This is a genomic window from Qipengyuania sp. SM2507, from assembly GCF_053714505.1.
Window position 1 is genome coordinate 1,647,026 of sequence record NZ_CM132307.1, and the last position, 15,843, is coordinate 1,662,868.

At 63.7% G+C, this 15,843-nt stretch carries 17 protein-coding genes; 6 read left to right on the plus strand and 11 right to left on the minus strand.

Annotation, left to right across the window (positions count from 1 at the left end):
- The first annotated feature begins 18 nt into the window (after positions 1-18).
- Positions 19-423, plus strand: coding sequence for a hypothetical protein (locus ACWIKC_RS08000; protein WP_454596984.1), 405 nt, complete (start codon positions 19-21; stop codon positions 421-423).
- Between the two features lie 53 nt (positions 424-476).
- Complete coding sequence (locus ACWIKC_RS08005) at positions 477-1,160, plus strand: response regulator transcription factor (protein ID WP_454596985.1); 684 nt, start codon at positions 477-479, stop codon at positions 1,158-1,160.
- Positions 1,161-1,206: 46 nt separating this feature from the next.
- Here the strand turns inward: ACWIKC_RS08005 and ACWIKC_RS08010 are convergent, their stop codons facing one another.
- Complete coding sequence (locus tag ACWIKC_RS08010) at positions 1,207-2,019, minus strand: universal stress protein (RefSeq protein ID WP_454596986.1); 813 nt, start codon at positions 2,017-2,019, stop codon at positions 1,207-1,209.
- Between the two features lie 94 nt (positions 2,020-2,113).
- Positions 2,114-2,899 (minus strand): STAS/SEC14 domain-containing protein, encoded by a 786-nt coding sequence (locus ACWIKC_RS08015; RefSeq protein ID WP_454596987.1) that lies wholly within the window; start codon positions 2,897-2,899, stop codon positions 2,114-2,116.
- Positions 2,900-3,215: 316 nt separating this feature from the next.
- Between ACWIKC_RS08015 and ACWIKC_RS08020 the strand changes: the two genes are divergently transcribed.
- Positions 3,216-4,247: a PAS domain S-box protein gene (locus ACWIKC_RS08020; RefSeq protein ID WP_454596988.1), complete on the plus strand. Its 1,032-nt coding sequence runs from the start codon at positions 3,216-3,218 to the stop codon at positions 4,245-4,247.
- 399 nt (positions 4,248-4,646) lie between these two features.
- Here the strand turns inward: ACWIKC_RS08020 and glmS are convergent, their stop codons facing one another.
- Positions 4,647-6,482, minus strand: coding sequence for a glutamine--fructose-6-phosphate transaminase (isomerizing) (gene glmS / locus ACWIKC_RS08025; protein ID WP_454596989.1), 1,836 nt, complete (start codon positions 6,480-6,482; stop codon positions 4,647-4,649).
- 69 nt (positions 6,483-6,551) lie between these two features.
- A complete protein-coding gene (locus tag ACWIKC_RS08030; protein WP_454596990.1) occupies positions 6,552-7,439 on the minus strand; it encodes a DMT family transporter in 888 nt (295 codons plus the stop codon).
- 210 nt (positions 7,440-7,649) lie between these two features.
- Here ACWIKC_RS08030 and ACWIKC_RS08035 point away from each other — a divergent pair, with 210 nt between their 5' ends.
- Entirely contained in the window at positions 7,650-9,182 is a 1,533-nt protein-coding gene (locus ACWIKC_RS08035) for a CpaF family protein (RefSeq protein ID WP_454596991.1), read from the plus strand.
- A gap of 6 nt (positions 9,183-9,188) precedes the next feature.
- Here the strand turns inward: ACWIKC_RS08035 and ACWIKC_RS08040 are convergent, their stop codons facing one another.
- The gene (locus ACWIKC_RS08040) at positions 9,189-9,419 is read right to left on the minus strand and encodes a hypothetical protein (RefSeq protein ID WP_454596992.1); all 231 of its coding nucleotides are present in this window, start codon (positions 9,417-9,419) and stop codon (positions 9,189-9,191) included.
- Between the two features lie 132 nt (positions 9,420-9,551).
- Here ACWIKC_RS08040 and ACWIKC_RS08045 point away from each other — a divergent pair, with 132 nt between their 5' ends.
- Together ACWIKC_RS08045 and ACWIKC_RS08050 are read left to right on the plus strand one after the other, a co-directional pair.
- Positions 9,552-9,680, plus strand: a complete 129-nt coding sequence (locus ACWIKC_RS08045; RefSeq protein WP_454596993.1) for an entericidin A/B family lipoprotein — start codon at positions 9,552-9,554, stop codon at positions 9,678-9,680.
- A gap of 42 nt (positions 9,681-9,722) precedes the next feature.
- Positions 9,723-10,058 (plus strand): hypothetical protein, encoded by a 336-nt coding sequence (locus tag ACWIKC_RS08050; protein WP_454596994.1) that lies wholly within the window; start codon positions 9,723-9,725, stop codon positions 10,056-10,058.
- A 316-nt stretch (positions 10,059-10,374) separates the two neighbouring features.
- On the opposite strand, the gene ACWIKC_RS08055 is transcribed toward ACWIKC_RS08050, so the two are convergent.
- The 6 genes from ACWIKC_RS08055 to ACWIKC_RS08080 form a co-directional block, all read right to left on the minus strand.
- Entirely contained in the window at positions 10,375-11,055 is a 681-nt protein-coding gene (locus ACWIKC_RS08055; RefSeq protein ID WP_454596995.1) for a DUF938 domain-containing protein, read from the minus strand.
- An 8-nt stretch (positions 11,056-11,063) separates the two neighbouring features.
- Positions 11,064-12,617: a fatty acid--CoA ligase gene (locus ACWIKC_RS08060; protein WP_454596996.1), complete on the minus strand. Its 1,554-nt coding sequence runs from the start codon at positions 12,615-12,617 to the stop codon at positions 11,064-11,066.
- Between the two features lie 105 nt (positions 12,618-12,722).
- Complete coding sequence (locus tag ACWIKC_RS08065; RefSeq protein ID WP_454596997.1) at positions 12,723-13,178, minus strand: ABA4-like family protein; 456 nt, start codon at positions 13,176-13,178, stop codon at positions 12,723-12,725.
- Between the two features lies 1 nt (position 13,179).
- Positions 13,180-13,881 carry an NAD(P)H-binding protein gene (locus tag ACWIKC_RS08070; protein WP_454596998.1) on the minus strand — a complete coding sequence of 234 codons (702 nt, stop codon included), beginning with the start codon at positions 13,879-13,881 and terminating at the stop codon, positions 13,180-13,182.
- Positions 13,874-15,031 carry a deoxyguanosinetriphosphate triphosphohydrolase gene (locus tag ACWIKC_RS08075; RefSeq protein ID WP_454596999.1) on the minus strand — a complete coding sequence of 386 codons (1,158 nt, stop codon included), beginning with the start codon at positions 15,029-15,031 and terminating at the stop codon, positions 13,874-13,876. The genes ACWIKC_RS08070 and ACWIKC_RS08075 overlap by 8 nt, the downstream gene beginning before the upstream one ends.
- Before the next feature lie 106 nt (positions 15,032-15,137).
- The gene (locus ACWIKC_RS08080; protein ID WP_454597000.1) at positions 15,138-15,803 is read right to left on the minus strand and encodes an aspartate/glutamate racemase family protein; all 666 of its coding nucleotides are present in this window, start codon (positions 15,801-15,803) and stop codon (positions 15,138-15,140) included.
- Between the last annotated feature and the right edge of the window lie 40 nt (positions 15,804-15,843).

Genomic DNA, 15,843 nt, shown 5'->3' on the forward strand with positions numbered 1-15,843 from the left:
ATCATCGGAGGAAAATGAATGACTCACTGGACGCTTGCGCGACTCGAATTGGCCCGAACCCCGGAGTTTCCGGAAGGCTCGCCCAGCCATGCCTACATCCTCCGCGTACCGCTGACGGACGACGGTCTGATCGACGAAAAAGCGCGCGCCGCAGATCCTTCGCTGGCCACGGTTCAGCGATTGTCGCCCGGCGCCCCAGGCCAGTCGGGCTATCTGCTGCGCAAGGAAAATAGCTGGGCGTTCTCCTATGAGCTCGGCGACGACGACGATGAGAGCGTCTATCATCTCGACGCCCATCCGTTGCGACTGGGCGAATATGTGACGCTGACGGAGCCCGATGGCAGCCGCTTGCCATTCAAGGTCGTGCATCTGGAAGAGGACGATACTGCGACGGTCGGAGCCCACTCCAAATCCGATCCATAGCGGGCGGTTGTAAAACCTCGTCACCTCGGGCAGACCCATTTTCGGGGTGCTCGATGGCAGATATCCAATTGGTGCACATCGTCGACGACGAGGAGCCGATCCGCCGATCGCTCGAACTGCTGCTGAGAAAACCGGGATACCGCATCGAAAAATGGCCTGACGGAGAGAGCTTCCTCAAGGGTGCCGACCCGACCCAACCGGCCTGCGTCCTGCTCGACGTGCGCATGCCCGGCATGAATGGGCTCGAGGTCCAGTCCGAGATGGCCGAGCGGGGTTTCAACCTGCCGGTGATCGTTCTCACTGGACATGGCGATATCGCTATCGCCGTAAACGCGATGCAGGGCGGCGCGATCGATTTCCTCGAGAAGCCCTTCGAGGGGGACCACCTGCTGCGCGCACTCGAAACCGGTTTCAGTCAGCTGGCCGATCGGAAAAGCTGGCGCGAGCGAGAGACCAGGGCCCGGACGCAGGTCGCATTGCTCACCCAGCGCGAGCATGAAGTGCTCGATGGACTGGCCTGCGGTTATCCCAACAAGACCATTGCCTACGATCTGGGTATCAGTCCGCGAACGGTGGAAGTCTATCGCGCTAACGCGATGGAAAAGCTTGAGGTCACCAATTTCGCGGACGCGTTGCGGATTGCCTTTTCCGCAGGCCTGGGCTCGGAGAAGGATTGGCGGCGGCGATATTCCGTTGGCGTATCGCGGTCGTCAGGTCAGTCGCCAACCGCGAGCTGATTACCCGAAGCGAATCGCTGTCCCGCCAGCGTTATGCGAGCATCCATCAATGGCAGGCGAATATCGGCAGGGGCGGATCGGCGAAGATTTCCCGCGTTACCCCGCCCCAGATCGTCTCGGACATGCGCGAACGACCGTAGGCGCCCATCACCAGATACGACGCCTGATTATCCGTCGAAGCGGCCAGCAAGCCCTGCGCGACGGATTTCGCCCTCAGCGGCAGGTCGAGCAATTCGCAGGCGATCCCGTGCCGCGACAGGTATTCTGCGCCTTGTACGGGCGGAAGATCGAACCCGCCGGCTTCCTCCTCCTCGACCACGGTGACCAGGCGCACCGAACTCGCTCTGGCCAGCAGCGGCAATGCGCCGCGCAGGGCGCGCGACGCCTCGGGCGAGCCGTCCCACGCGACCACGGCGGGTCCCGTGCAATCGAAGCCAGTATGGCCCGGAGGAACCACCAGCACCGGAGTTTGCGACCGGAGGATGATATCGCCGACCAATTTTGAAGGCCCCTCGTTGGTGAGAGGATCGTAGCTGCCAAGGACGATGATGTCGCTCAGGCCGCAGCGCCGCAGCAAATGTTCGGACGCAAAGCCATCGCTCTGCACCCAGTCCCAGGCGACATCCTCCTTCGCCAGTCTTTCGCCTATCTGCTTGCGGAGAGCTTCGGCCCGCTCGATCGTTGCCGGAAGTATCTGAGCCGCCATTATCCCGTAGAAATCAACGAGCGGCCCCAGCTCCCAGGGGACCGGCTTCATGCAGGTCAGGTGCCCGTCGAAAGCACGAGCCAGATCGAGCGCGACCTGAAGCCGGGCCTCCAGACAATCGTCGTCTTCGATGTGAAGCAGTATCGAGCGCATAGCCAGTTTCCCTCAATGGTTCGGCAGGCAAGATAACGTCCGGTGCGCCCAAGTAACCTAGGACATGTCCGGAGCGCCAATGCGGCAGACCGGCTCAAGCACCTCTATCAGCCGGCGCCGGATCTGCCAGCGGCTTCGCGCCCAGCCATTCCCAGGCGGCCGATTCGTTCTCAGGTGGAAAATATCGCACTTCCATCCGCACCAAAGGTCCGAGGAACTCGACCCATTGTCGGATCCACTGCGGTCCGCCCACGACCGCGTAGCGGTCCAGCTCACGGAAAAAACCAAGCTTCATTCGAGCATAGTCGCCATCGAGTGCTATGCTCGGGTCGAACCCCTCGAAGGAGCGAATCCGCAGCAGGACCGACTTGATCTCCTGCGCACTGCGCGCAGCGTTGAGTTCCACGGAGATACTGGCCATCTCTTCCTTGGAAAGTCGACCATCGATCTCGATCCCGAGCACATCCGGCCGGTCCGTGCCGATAACCCGCATTGCGTGCCCGTAGGGGAGTTCCTCCCGGCCTTCGACCCAAGCCCGCGCGCGGTCGCGCTCGGCGATCGAGTAGGTGCGATAGCTTATTCCGGGAAGCAGCGCGCTTTCGGTGCGAGCCAGCCACCGCACCCATGATTGATCGCTGACGATTGCCACGCGTCCGAAGCGCTTCAGCTTCCCGAACAGTCGCAGCCCCCCCGCCATTTCCTGAGTCATCGCCTCCCATTCGATGCCGGCGAGTTCGTCGACCTCCACGAACAGATGGATCCGCTCGTGCAGGGCCAGCGCCTGCTCGATCAGTTCGTAGGCTTTGCTCACCTCTCCGGGCCACAGGCGCCCGGTGAACCTCAACGCGACCATGCCGGCCGTGCTTGTCAGAATTTCCATGCTCCGTCCTTCGTGTAATCTGCCCTGACGGTTGAATAGGAGACGGAGAAAAGACGCGCTCTCCGGTGATGTACGGATGGCAGAAAGCCGATTCGACAGGGTAGATCGGGCAACATCACGAATATTTGCGACGCAGTTTGCTTCGCAAATGTTTCCCGTCCGGGCTCATGCTCAGGCGCGCGCAACTCCAGCACGATCCGGATCGTGCGCGACGTCAAGGCAAGTACTGGAACCGGCCAGACGGCACTGCGGTGCGAAACAGAAAGACTAGTCTGGCATTCTGCAACTACGCGATCGTTCTTCCCTGGGAGGGAAAATGGAAGCCTCAGCTCTACATTCCGCTGCCCAATCGCTCCAATCGAATCCGGTCAGTGTCGACGTGCTTGCTCTCATCGCCGATGCGGTCATCTGTACCGATGAAGAAGGCAGTATCCTGTTCTTCAACCGGGCTGCCGAGCAATCATTCGGCTACAGCGCAGAAGAAGTGCTCGGAAAGGACGTCGAACTGCTGTTGCCGCAACGCTACCAGGCGCAACACGCACTATCGGTGCGCAGCTTCGCGGTGGGAAAGAATGGCACGAACCGGCTGATGGGTAACCAGCGCGAAGTCTGGGGCCGACGCAAGAACGGGGAGGAATTTCCCAGCGAGGCGATCGTGTCGCGCCATTCGGTCGATGGCAAGATGATCCTGACCGTGGTTCACCGCGATATCGCCGAACGCAAGGAAATGGAAAATCAGCGCGAGGCGATCGCCCGCGAACTGGATCACCGGATCGGCAATATGATTTCAGTGGTCAGTTCGCTCGTGTCGCTGAGTGCAAAGAGCGCGGAAAGCATCGGAGACCTCGCGCAATCCCTGCAAGACCGGTTGCGGGCATTGGCCGCGACCCAGGCGCTTCTTCGGCAGGAGCGCAATGGGAAGATCACTCTGAACGAATTGTTGCTCGCGGAACTCGCCCTTTACCGCAGCGGAGACGGTTCGAATGTGATCATCGAAGGCGATCCGGTGGTGCTTTGCGCGACGGCCCTCCAGCCCCTTGCATTGGTCTTCCACGAGCTTGCGACAAATTCCGCAAAATACGGTGCCTTCAAGGCTCCCGGTGGGCGAGTTACAATCACTTCGGAATGCGTGAGTGACGGTGACGAGCATTTGTTCCTGATCGAGTGGTGTGAAACCGGCGGTCCGCCGGTAAAACCGCCTAGCCGGCAGGGATTTGGCTCAGCGCTCATCGAACAGATGATCAGGCGAGCGCTGCGAGCAGAGGTCAGCATGGATTATCGGCCCGAGGGGCTTGTTTGCCGGATGACTTTCCCGAGGTCCCGAGTGGAGGAATCCTGCGAAACTTAGGTGTTCAGGGGATTACCATAGCGATTTCGATTTCGCTTGCGCGTTTTTGCCAAAGTGCCTCGGTTCCCGCGATCCGGCCAGTTAGCGTCCAAGCCAACAATGGGGCAAAACACAACCTGCGGCGCCCCTTTGGTCCGTTCTCCGCGGAGGAGAAGGTTCTAAGGACGCCGCAGGCTTTGTCAGTCTCTCATCGCTCGGCTCTGGACCAAGATCGATCCGAAGATCCGATCTAAAACGAAGCCGATGCTCCCTACTGACGGGCTCAATCTATCGGGTACAAAAATGCCCGGCATTCGTAATGTTCCGGAGAGATCAAACCGAGACCAGGGAGCTTCGTCAGTCGACGGACAGCGAAATCCGCACGGGATAGCGTGTTGCTTGTGATCGTGCCGCCTCTGGTTATTCCACAGTCACCGACTTGGCGAGATTGCGCGGCTGATCGACATCGGTGCCTTTGACGCAGGCGACGTGATAGGCGAGCAATTGCACCGGGATCGCATAGACCAGCGGCGCGATCAGCGGGTGGACACTGGGCATCTCGATCGTCGCGATGCAGCCCTCGCCCGCTTGCGCCAGTCCCTGGGCATCGGAGATCAGCACCACCTGCCCACCGCGCGCGCGGACCTCCTCCATGTTCGAGACGGTCTTCTCGAACAGCGGACCGGAAGGCGCGAGCACCACTACCGGAACCTGGTCGTCGATCAGCGCGATCGGGCCGTGCTTCATCTCGCCAGCGGCATAGCCTTCGGCGTGGATGTAGCTGATTTCCTTCAATTTAAGCGCGCCTTCGAGTGCCAGCGGGAAGTCTGGCCCGCGGCCCAGGAACAGCACGTCACGCGCAGGGGCGATCAGATGCGCCATCGCCGCGATATCCTCGTCATGGTCGAGCGCAGCGTTGAGCGAGGCCGGCGCCTCGAGCAGGTGACCGACCACCTCGGCCTCTTCCTCACGGTTCATCAACCCCTTCTTGACCGCCATATGCGCGGCGAGCGCGGCGAGCACCGCGAGCTGGCAGGTGAAGGCCTTGGTCGATGCGACCCCGATTTCCGGACCGGCATGCGTCGGCAGCAGCAAATCGGCCTCGCGCGCCATGCTGCTGGTGGGGACGTTGACCACCACCGCAATAGTCTGGCCGTTGGCTTTGCAATGGCGCAGCGCGGCGAGCGTGTCGGCGGTCTCGCCGCTCTGGCTGATGAACAGCGCGAGGCCGCCCTCCTCGAGCACCGGATCGCGGTAGCGGAACTCGCTCGCGACATCGATATCGACCGGCACGCGGGCGAATTGCTCGAACCAGTATTTCGCCACCATCCCGGCGTAGTAGGAGGTCCCGCAGGCGACGATCGTCACCCGGCGAATGCTGGAGATGTCGAAATCGAACTGCGGCAACGCGATGGAATTGTCCGCCTGGCGCAGATAGGAGCCGAGCGTCTGCGCGACCACGGTCGGTTGCTCGAATATCTCCTTCTGCATGAAATGGCGGTAATTGCCCTTCTCCACCGCCGCGGCGGAAGCGCCCGAGGTGGTGATCTCGCGCTCAACCGGCTCGTTTTCGGCATCGAAGATTTCGACGCTCTCGCGGCGCACCACTACCCAGTCGCCTTCCTCGAGATAGGCGATCTGCTGCGTCAGCGGGGCCAGCGCCAGGGCGTCGGAGCCCAGGAACATCTCGCCCCCATTCTCCTTGGCGCCATAGCCCAGCACCAGCGGCGAACCGCGCCGCGCGCCGATCAGCATGTCGGGATGCGCGCGAAATGCGATAGCCAGCGCGAAGGCGCCGCGCAGCCGCGGCAGCACGGTCTTGACCGCTTTCTCGGGGCTCGCCCCGCCCTCGACCTCGCGCGAGACCAGATGCGCGACCACTTCGGAATCGGTCTCGCTGGTGAAGCGACGGCCATCGGCGCGCAGTTCCTCGCGCAATTCCCTGAAGTTCTCGATGATGCCGTTGTGAACCAGCGCGACATGATCGGTGGCGTGGGGGTGGGCGTTGTCCTCGGTCGGCGCGCCGTGAGTAGCCCAGCGGGTGTGGGCGATGCCGATATCGCCGGGCGCGGGCCGGCTGGCGAGTTCCGCTACCAGATTGGCGAGCTTGCCCTGCGAACGACGGCGAACCAGATCGCCCTCGTGGATAGTGCAGAGTCCGGCGCTGTCGTAGCCGCGATATTCCATCCGCCTGAGGCCATCGACCAGACGGTCCGCGACCGAATCTTTGCCAACGATACCGATAATGCCGCACATAGTCTGGTCCGCCTTCAATCCCGAAAATACAATGCGCCGACGCTCTAGCGCCTATCGCGCGCCACGCAATTACTTCGCCCTTCTGGGCGTACTCCACCACAGGAACAGCCCTGCCCCGACCACGATCGCCGCGCCCGCCAGCGTGGGGGGATCGGGCACGTCGCCGAAGACGAGATAACCCAGCGTGGTGGCGACGATGATCTGGACATAGGTGGTCGGCGCGATGGTCGAGGCCCCGGCCCGCATCGTGCCCATGTAGGCCATCCAGTGCGCGCCGCTGGCAGTGACCGCGACCAGCGCGCAGCGCGCCACCACCGTCCAGTCGGGTGTTCCGATCTCCAGCGAAGCCAGCGAACTGCGATCGCCGATCAGCGCGGCGACGACGAGAAAGGGTGTCGCCCACAGCGCGATAAAGGCCTGCATCGAGAGCGCGCTGCCCTGGCCGGCGCTCGAGCGATTGGCCACCACCATCAGTGCGAAGAAGAAGGCCGAAGCCAGCGGCAGGAGCGCCACGATGCCCAGCTCGGCGAGATTGGGGCGCAGTATCAGCGCCACCCCGCCCAGCGCCACCACCGAGACCAGCCACACCACCGGGCGGACCTTTTCGCCCAGCAGCGGACCGCTGAACAGCGCCACGAAGATCGGCGAGACGAAGGCGATCGCCATCGCATCGGCGAGCGGCATGACGAAGATCGCCGAGAAGAAGCACAGCGTCGCCCCCGCCAGGCACGCGCCGCGCCCGACCTGCAGCCAGGGCTTGCGCGGACGGAAGGCGGCCGGGCCTTCGGTCACCAGCAGCAGCGCCGAGAGCGCCGTCGCGCCGATTGCGAAACGTAGCGCGGCCACCGCCAGCGGCGACCATTGCCCGGCCATGGTCTTGATAATCGCATCGCCTACCGACAGCAGTGCGAAGCCGCTCAGCGCCAGAAGCAATCCGCTGCGATCGTCCTGCTGCATGGTGATGATAGATCCTGTCGAACGGGAGGAAGGACGTCGGGCCATAGCGGCTTGCCGCGCAATGCCGCGGGTCCAGATTGGCGCATGGCCGTGAAATTAGGGAAAAATCAAGCTTTCCGACTTATTCACCAAGCCTCTCAAGGAGCCATTCTCCACCTCAGCGCAGGGACGGGCTCGACCTATGACGACTTACCGCAGGGGTTCAAGTTAATGAGCGCATTCGGACGGAAGAATGGCCCGGGAGGAATGAATTCCGGTGCGCGTCCGCAGTTCGGCGTGGCCAAACCCATGCGCGGCGGCACGCCCACACCCTCGCAAGCCCCGTCCGAAACCGAGGACGCCGGCGACCAGTTTCCTCCGCTGCCCGATGAGGATGTCCCCTCCCCCGGTGGCGGCGGCAATGCTCAGTCCAACGCCGCGATGGCGCGGCTCTCGGACCGCGCAAACACGGTTCACGCCAGCGAAGCCGATATCGGTGGCTTCGAAGCCAGCGTCCACAAGATCAAGGAACAGGTGCTCCCGCGCCTCCTCGAACGCGTCGACCCCGAGGCCGCGGCCACGCTGACCAAGGACGAATTGTCCGAGGAGTTCCGCCCGATCATCCTCGAAGTGCTTGCCGAGCTCAAGGTCACGCTCAATCGGCGCGAGCAATTCGCGCTGGAAAAGGTGCTGGTCGACGAGCTGCTCGGCTTCGGTCCGCTCGAGGAGTTGCTCAACGACCCCGAAATTTCGGATATCATGGTCAACGGCCCCGATCAGACCTATATCGAAAAGGGCGGCAAGCTGATCATGGCGCCGATCCGCTTCCGCGACGAACAGCACCTGTTCCAGATCGCGCAGCGGATCGTCAATCAGGTCGGCCGCCGCGTCGACCAGACCACTCCGCTCGCCGACGCCCGTCTCAAGGACGGCAGTCGCGTCAACGTCATCGTCCCGCCCCTGAGCCTGCGCGGCACTGCGATCTCGATTCGTAAATTCTCCGAGAAGCCGATCACTCTCGACATGCTCAAGGGCTTCGGCTCGATGAGCGAGAAGATGTGCACCGCACTGAAGATCGCCGGTGCCTGCCGGATGAACGTCGTGATCTCGGGCGGTACCGGCTCTGGCAAGACCACGATGCTCAACGCCATGTCGAAGATGATCGACCCGGGCGAGCGCGTGCTGACGATCGAGGATGCCGCCGAACTCCGGTTGCAGCAGCCGCACTGGCTGCCGCTCGAAACCCGCCCGCCCAACCTCGAGGGTCAGGGCGCGATCACCATCGGCGATCTGGTCAAGAACGCGCTGCGTATGCGCCCCGACCGGATCATCCTGGGCGAAATCCGCGGCGCTGAGTGCTTCGATCTGCTCGCCGCGATGAACACCGGTCACGACGGCTCGATGTGCACGCTCCACGCCAACTCCCCGCGCGAGGCGCTGGGACGGATGGAAAACATGATCCTGATGGGCGACATCAAGATCCCCAAGGAGGCGATCAGCCGCCAGATCGCGGAGAGCGTCGATCTGATCGTTCAGGTCAAGCGACTGCGCGACGGCTCGCGCCGCACCACCAACGTCACCGAGGTGATCGGGATGGAGGGCGACGTGATCGTGACGCAGGAACTGTTCAAGTTCGAATATCTCGACGAGGGCGAGGACGGAAAGATCATGGGCGAGTTCCGCTCGTCGGGCCTGCGCCCCTACACGCTCGAGAAGGCGCGCCAGTTCGGCTTCGACCAGGCCTATCTGGAAGCCTGCCTCTGAGGGAGCCTAGGCGGTCAGGATAACGGGAACGGCAACCGAAAGTAGCCCGCCACCGATGATCGCCAGCGTCAGAAATATGGCAGTCCACGGCATCCAGCCTACCTGGTTGAGCGCAACGCGCTTCATCCTCCGGCGCTCCATCAGCGATGCAAAGCCCGCGAGGATGAGCAGCACCACTCCGACAAAGGCGAGAATCTCGGCATCGCTGGCAAAGAGGAGGGCATCGGGCAGCTTCATCGTCGCGCGATATGGCGCGCTGCGGACCGGTTGCAAAGCGCTGCGCCGCAAACAGTCCGCGGGAACCCGACGATTGTCCGACCGTTTTGCTTCGTAAGACGCTATTCGAAAACTATCCGAAAGGACTTATTCATGGTTCGCAAACTTCTCATCGCCCTCGGGCTCACCGCCCTGTCGCTCTCCGCGACGGCCTGCAACACGATCAAGGGCCTCGGCAACGACATCGAATCCGTCGGCGAAGCGGGCGACCGGGCCATTTGAGCCCGCCGCCAAATTTGCATCAATGAAGCGCCCGTCAGCCCTGTGCCGACGGGCGTTTTCTTATGGCTTGGCCCGCCGCTTGCGATAGACCAGCACAAGATTGTTCGCCGGCATCGCGACAAGCATGGTTCGTGCGAGCCCGTACTCGACGGCAACGAGGTCCATCTGCGCAACACTGCGCAAACCCCATTGGGCATCACGCTCCCTCAGCGATTGGTCGAATTCAACATTCGACAAAACGGTTTCGACATCGTCCTCGATTTCGGGGCCGTAGGGCAGCAGCGGCGAGCAACGCTGGAGCAGAGCAGCGGCAGCGCGGAACAGGCCCGATGTCGCTTCTCATGGGCTGATATGGACCATGTTCATCAAGCCAAGTGATTTCCGCGTCAGCTTTCAGGTATCGCTCGACACGCAGTGATTGTCTGATTTTGGGGTGGGAACCGGACCTTGGCTATTCCAGACGGACACCTTCACAATGATCGCCCTGATACTGCCACCGCCCGCCAGCGTCGAGACAACTGTCGATCGCGAGGAAGCTGCGAACTTCCCAGCCTACCCATCCGCCTAGACCGGCAGCGAAAACCGCTGTGATGATAATTTGGCGCTTCACGGCATAAGCTTATACTCGCCGCGAATGTCTGCAAGTGGGTCGTTTCCTGACTGTCTGCTTTTTTCTGAACCAGGTTGAAAGCGGTCATACGCTGGTATCAGCCTCTGCCCCACGTGCCCGGTAAACCAACGCCAAATTGTTGGCTGGCATCTCCACTCGCCGGGTGCGGCAGAACCCCCATTGGTCAGCAAGACGATCCATGTCAGTTACGTTCCGCAGACCCCACTCGGGATTTCGCGCTTTTAGGGAGCGGTCGAATTCTAGATTTGACGCTGCTGTTTCGACTTCATCCTCGATATACGGGCCGTACAGGACAAGCGGAGCGCCATCGGCCAGAAGCGTCGCACAAGTGCTGAATAATCCCACAGTCGCGGCCCACTCGCTGATATGAACCATGTTTACGCACACGCAGGCATCGTAAGTTATTGATTTACCTGAATCATTACTATCAGGGTGCATGTTGATGCACACCAGCGCATCCGCCTTTGCGATCGGCGGTTCGCCGCGCGCAGCGTCGAACACCACCGCCGGGAGCAGGTTCGCCAGCCCGGCCTCTGCGGCATAGGCATCGATCGAGGCCAGCGCCTCGACATCCAGATCGCTTGGCTGCCAAGTGATTTGCGGAAACCGCCGCGCCATGAAGACCGCGTGCTCGCCCGTCCCGCTCGCCACTTCGAGCACCACGCCGGTGGCGGGCAGTTCGCGCGCCAGCATGTCGGCGATCGGGCCGGCGTTGCGCTGGGTGGCGGGGGCGTGGCGTTTCACGGGCGCGCTCAATTCACCAGCCGGTCGCGCCCTGCCCAATAGGGGGCGCGCAATTCGCGGCGCAGGATCTTGCCCGACTGGTTGCGCGGCAGCGCGGGGATCACATCGATCGACTTGGGGACCTTGAACCCCGCCAGCCGCTCGCGCGTCCAGGCGATGATCGCCTCGGGATCGACCTGCTCGCCAGCCTTGGGCACCACGCAGGCCTTCACCGCCTCGCCCCATTGCGCATCGGGCACGCCGATCACCGCCACCTCGGCGACCGCGGGATGGCCGTAGATCGCGCTCTCGACCTGCGCGGGATAGACGTTCTCGCCCCCGGTGATGATCATATCCTTGATCCGGTCCTGGATGAAGACATAGCCGTCCGCGTCCATATAGGCGGCGTCGCCGGTGTGCATCCAGCCGTCCTGCAGCGCCTCGCGCGTCGCCTGCGGCAGGTTCCAGTAGCCGAGCATGTTGGAAGGCGATTTAACCGCGAGCTCGCCCACCTGCCCGCATGGCAGCTCTGCCCCGTCCTCGCCGACGATCTTGAGCTGCGTCCCCGGCACCGCGTGCCCCGCCGAGCGCATCCGCTCGTTGCCCGCCAGATCATGATCCTTGGGCGGAAGCACTGCGACTGTGCCCGTGGTCTCGGTCATGCCGTAGCACTGGATAAAGCCGGCGCTGGGGATCGTCCGCACCGCCTCGCGCAGCAGGTCGAGCGGGATCGGTGCGGCACCGTAGAACACGTATTTGACGCCTGAGAAATCGGTCGTCCTGGCGCGCGGGTGCTGGACCACCATCTGCAGCGCGGCGGGGACGATGAACATCCGCGTCGCGCCCTGTTCGAAGGCCTCGAGCACGCCCTCGGGGGTGAATTCGCTCTGGACGATCGCCCGTGCGCCCGCGCCGATTGCCATCACCCCCAGCCCGGTGCCACCGATATGCGCGCAGGGCATGGCGATCAGGATCGCCTCGTCCTCCTCCCAAACCGCCCAGTCGAGCCCGGCGCGCTCGCCCGGCTGGCGCAAGGCGAACAGGTTGGAGTTCGAAAGCACCGCGCCCTTGGGATTGCCGGTGGTGCCGCTGGTGTAAAGCTGGAGAACCGGTTCGTCGGGTGCGGCGGGAGTGAACCCGGCAGGTTCGGCAGCATCGATGGCGGCGCATGCTTCGTCGCAACCGACCACTTGCGGCGGCGTGTCGAGCTGGGCGCAGGCGCTGGCCGCCGCCTCGCGAAGACCCGCACCGGTGAAGAGGATTTTCGCGCCTGTATCCTCGAGGATATAAGCCACCTCTGGCGCGGCGAGGCGCCAGCCGATCGGCACCATCACCGCGCCATAGCGCGCGGTGGCGTAGAACAGTTCGAAATAGAGCTTCGAATTCTTACCCAGCCAGGCAATCCGGTCGCCCGGGTCAACCCCGAGCTGGCGCAGCAGTGCGACGATTTGCGCGGTGCGGCGGTCGAGCTCGGCGAATGTGGCTCGCTGATCGCCCTCCTCCAGCGCCACGGCGTCCGGCTTGGTAGCGGCCCAGTGGCGGATGTATTCGTCGAAACTCAGCATCGTGGACGGATCGCCCATGGCATTCTCCCGGTGCCGTCTCGATCCGGACGGCTCGCGGGGCATCATGCCCGCTGGTGGCGGCAAGTCCAGCCCTCTCGACGCCCCCCTCTCGACGCCGGCGCCTCAGCGCCAGCGCCCCAGCGCTTTTGCCCTTCCCTCGCGGATCGCCAGCCACAGCAGCAGGCCGAGCGGCCCGGCGAGGAAGGTCGCCAGCAGGATCGGTGCCTGAACCAGCCGCGAGAAGCGCTTGGCGTCGGCATCGCGCGCAATCCACAGCCCAACGAAGAGGTCGAAGGCAAGGTAGTGAATCCAGCCGACCGTCACCCCGCCGTCGCTGGCAAAGATCGCGCGGATGCCCTCAATGGTGGTGAAATCCATCGATGGCGACTGCCCGCCGACCGGATCGATTCCCCCCGATACGATCCCGATCAGCAGGCTCGCATAGGCGAGGCACAGCAGCCCGACACCGAGATAGAGCGCCGCCGAAAGCAGCGCGGGCCAGCGCGGCAGCAGGATCAAACCGACCCACATCACCAGTGCGAGCATGTTGGCGGCACCGAAAATCGCATCCCAGGCCATGTCAGGCGTCTCCCTCGGCAGGCATCGGCAGGCCGCGCGCTTCGCGGCGCAGCGCATCGTGTTCGTGGACCAGCTTCGCGCGGGTGGGCTTGCGCGCCAGCGCCAGCGCGGCGCTTGCGACCTCGCTGGCGTCGATCGCGCGATAGCGGCGGTATTTCCCGTGCAGCGCCATATTGAAGAGCGGGCTCAGCGCGATGCCGATCCGCTCGGCCGGGCGGCGGTCGCCACCGCGCTGGCCGCGGAGCAACCCGGGGCGCAATATATCGAGCCGGTGGAAGCCGATCTTGCCCAGCTCGCGCTCGACCTCGCCCTTGACCCTGAGGTAGAAGTTTTTCGCATAGGGATCCGCACCGACCGAACTGATCATAACCATCCGCTCGACCCCCTGCGCATGGGCGGCGCGCGCGGTGGCGAGCACCAGTTCCTCGTCCACGGCGCGAAACGCCGCTTCGTCCTCGCCCGCCTGCTTCCAGGTCGTCCCCAGCGCGCAAATCAGCACCTTGGGGCGCAGCGCCTCGAACACCTCGCCCCAATGCCCGGGATCGGCGATGAACAGTTCCATCCGCGCGCCATTCGGCAGTGGCATCTCCCGCCGCGCCACCGCCGCCAGCCGGACATCCTCGCGCCCGACACAGGCGCGGATCACCTCGCGCCCAATCAATCCGGTCGCCCCGACCAGCGCGACGCGGATCGCCTCAGACATTGCGCAAGCCCTCGGGAATCTTGCCATGGAGCCGCGTGTATTCGTCGATGGCGAAGCGGTCGGTCATCCCGGCGATGAAATCGGCGATATCTCGCGCGCGCTGCGGTTCCTGCGCAGACAGCATCGCGTGGCGGTCGCGCGGGAGCGCGGCGGGATCGTCGCGATAGGCGGCAAACAGGCTGGCGATCACTTCGCGCGCGCGATCGGCGGTGACCTGCTGCTCGGGATGGTAATAGAGCTTGTCGTACATGAAGGCTTTGAGCCGTCGTTCGTGCTGCGCCATCGCGGGGGAGAAGCCGGCAAGCGGTCCGTCAGCATCGCGCACCTCCTCGATGCTGCGCAGGTCCTTCACCCGCCCTTCGGTCTCGGCGACCACATCGTTTACCATCGCGCCGATCTGGTCGCGGACCAGCTCGCGCAGCTTGCGGTCGTGCTCCGCATGGGGGAAGCGGCGCTCCACCCCGCGCCAGCGCTCGGCGACGAAATCGAGCGTCAGCAGATCGTCGAGGTCGAGAAAGCCACTGCGCAGTCCGTCGTCGATGTCGTGATTGTCATAGGCGATGTCGTCGGCGACATTGGCGACCTGCGCCTCGAGCGAGGGCCATTGCTCCAGCCCTAGCGGAAAAGCGGCATCGACCTCGGCCAGCGCCCAATTGGGGGCGGCGACCGGGCCGTTGTGCTTGGCCATCCCCTCGAGCGTTTCCCAGGTCAAATTGAGCCCGTCATGGCTGCAATAGGGGCTCTCGAGCCGCGCCAGCACGCGGATGCCATGGGCGTTGTGATCGTAGCCCCCGGCAGCGACCATGTCCTCGGACAAGGCCTTCTCGCCGGCATGGCCGAAGGGCGGATGGCCGATGTCGTGCGCGAGGCACAGGCCCTCGGTGAGGTCCTCCTCCAGCCCGAGCAACCGCGCGATCACCCTTCCGATCTGCGCCACCTCGAGGCTGTGGGTCAGCCGGGTGCGGTAGTAATCGCTATCCGGCGAGATGAAGACCTGCGTCTTGGAACGCAGCCGGCGGAAGGCCATCGAATGGATGATCCGGTCGCGATCGCGCTGGAAGGCGCTGCGCGGCCCGCGCGTGCCGCTTTCCTGCGAGAATTCGCGACCGCGCGATTGCGCGGGATCGGCGGCGTAGCGGGCAAGTGTCATTGCCTGACGCGAGTATGGCAGCTGCGCCTCGGGCTCAACGGGAACAGAGTGGCAACTCAGCCGAGGTGTTGTGCACAACGGCCCCAGACGCCGCCCGGCGCAGCGCTCACTCCGCCATGATCCAGTCCGCCGCGGCGCGGCAATGGGTGTCGGTGGTGTCGAACACCGGCAGGACATTGGCATCGGTGTCGACCACCAGCCCCAGCTCCGTGCAGGCGAGCACGATGGCATCGGCGCCGCGCTGTTCCTTGCGGGTAATGATGGTCTTCAGTGCGCGTTCGGCATCGCGGGTCACCTTGCCCAGCATCAGCTCCTTGTAGATGATCGAATCGACCATTTCGACATCGTCTTCCTCGGGGGCGATCAGATTGACCCCGTGCTTGACGATGCGTTGGCGAAAGAAGCTCTCGGTCATGACATTGCGGGTGCCGATCAGCACCGCATCCTCGATCTTGGCATCGGCCAATGCCTGGCCCACCGTATCGGCGATATGGATGATCTCGATATCCACCGCCTCGGCGATGCGGTCATAGACGCGATGCATCGAGTTGGCGGCGATGACGATGGCGCCCGCGCCCGCCTGCTCTAGCCGCCGCGCGCTGTCGATCAGCGTTTTGGCGGCTTCGTCCCATGCGTCTTCCTCGCGCAGGGCGTAGAGCGGCCCGTATTCGAGGCTTTCGATCAGCAGCGGCGCGCTGTCGCACTGAGTGCGGGCCTGCTGGATATGACGGTTGATCCGTTCGTAATAGGCGCGGGTCGAAACCCAGCTCATGCCCCCTATCAGCCCAAGTTTTCGCAAACTGCCCGCCCTT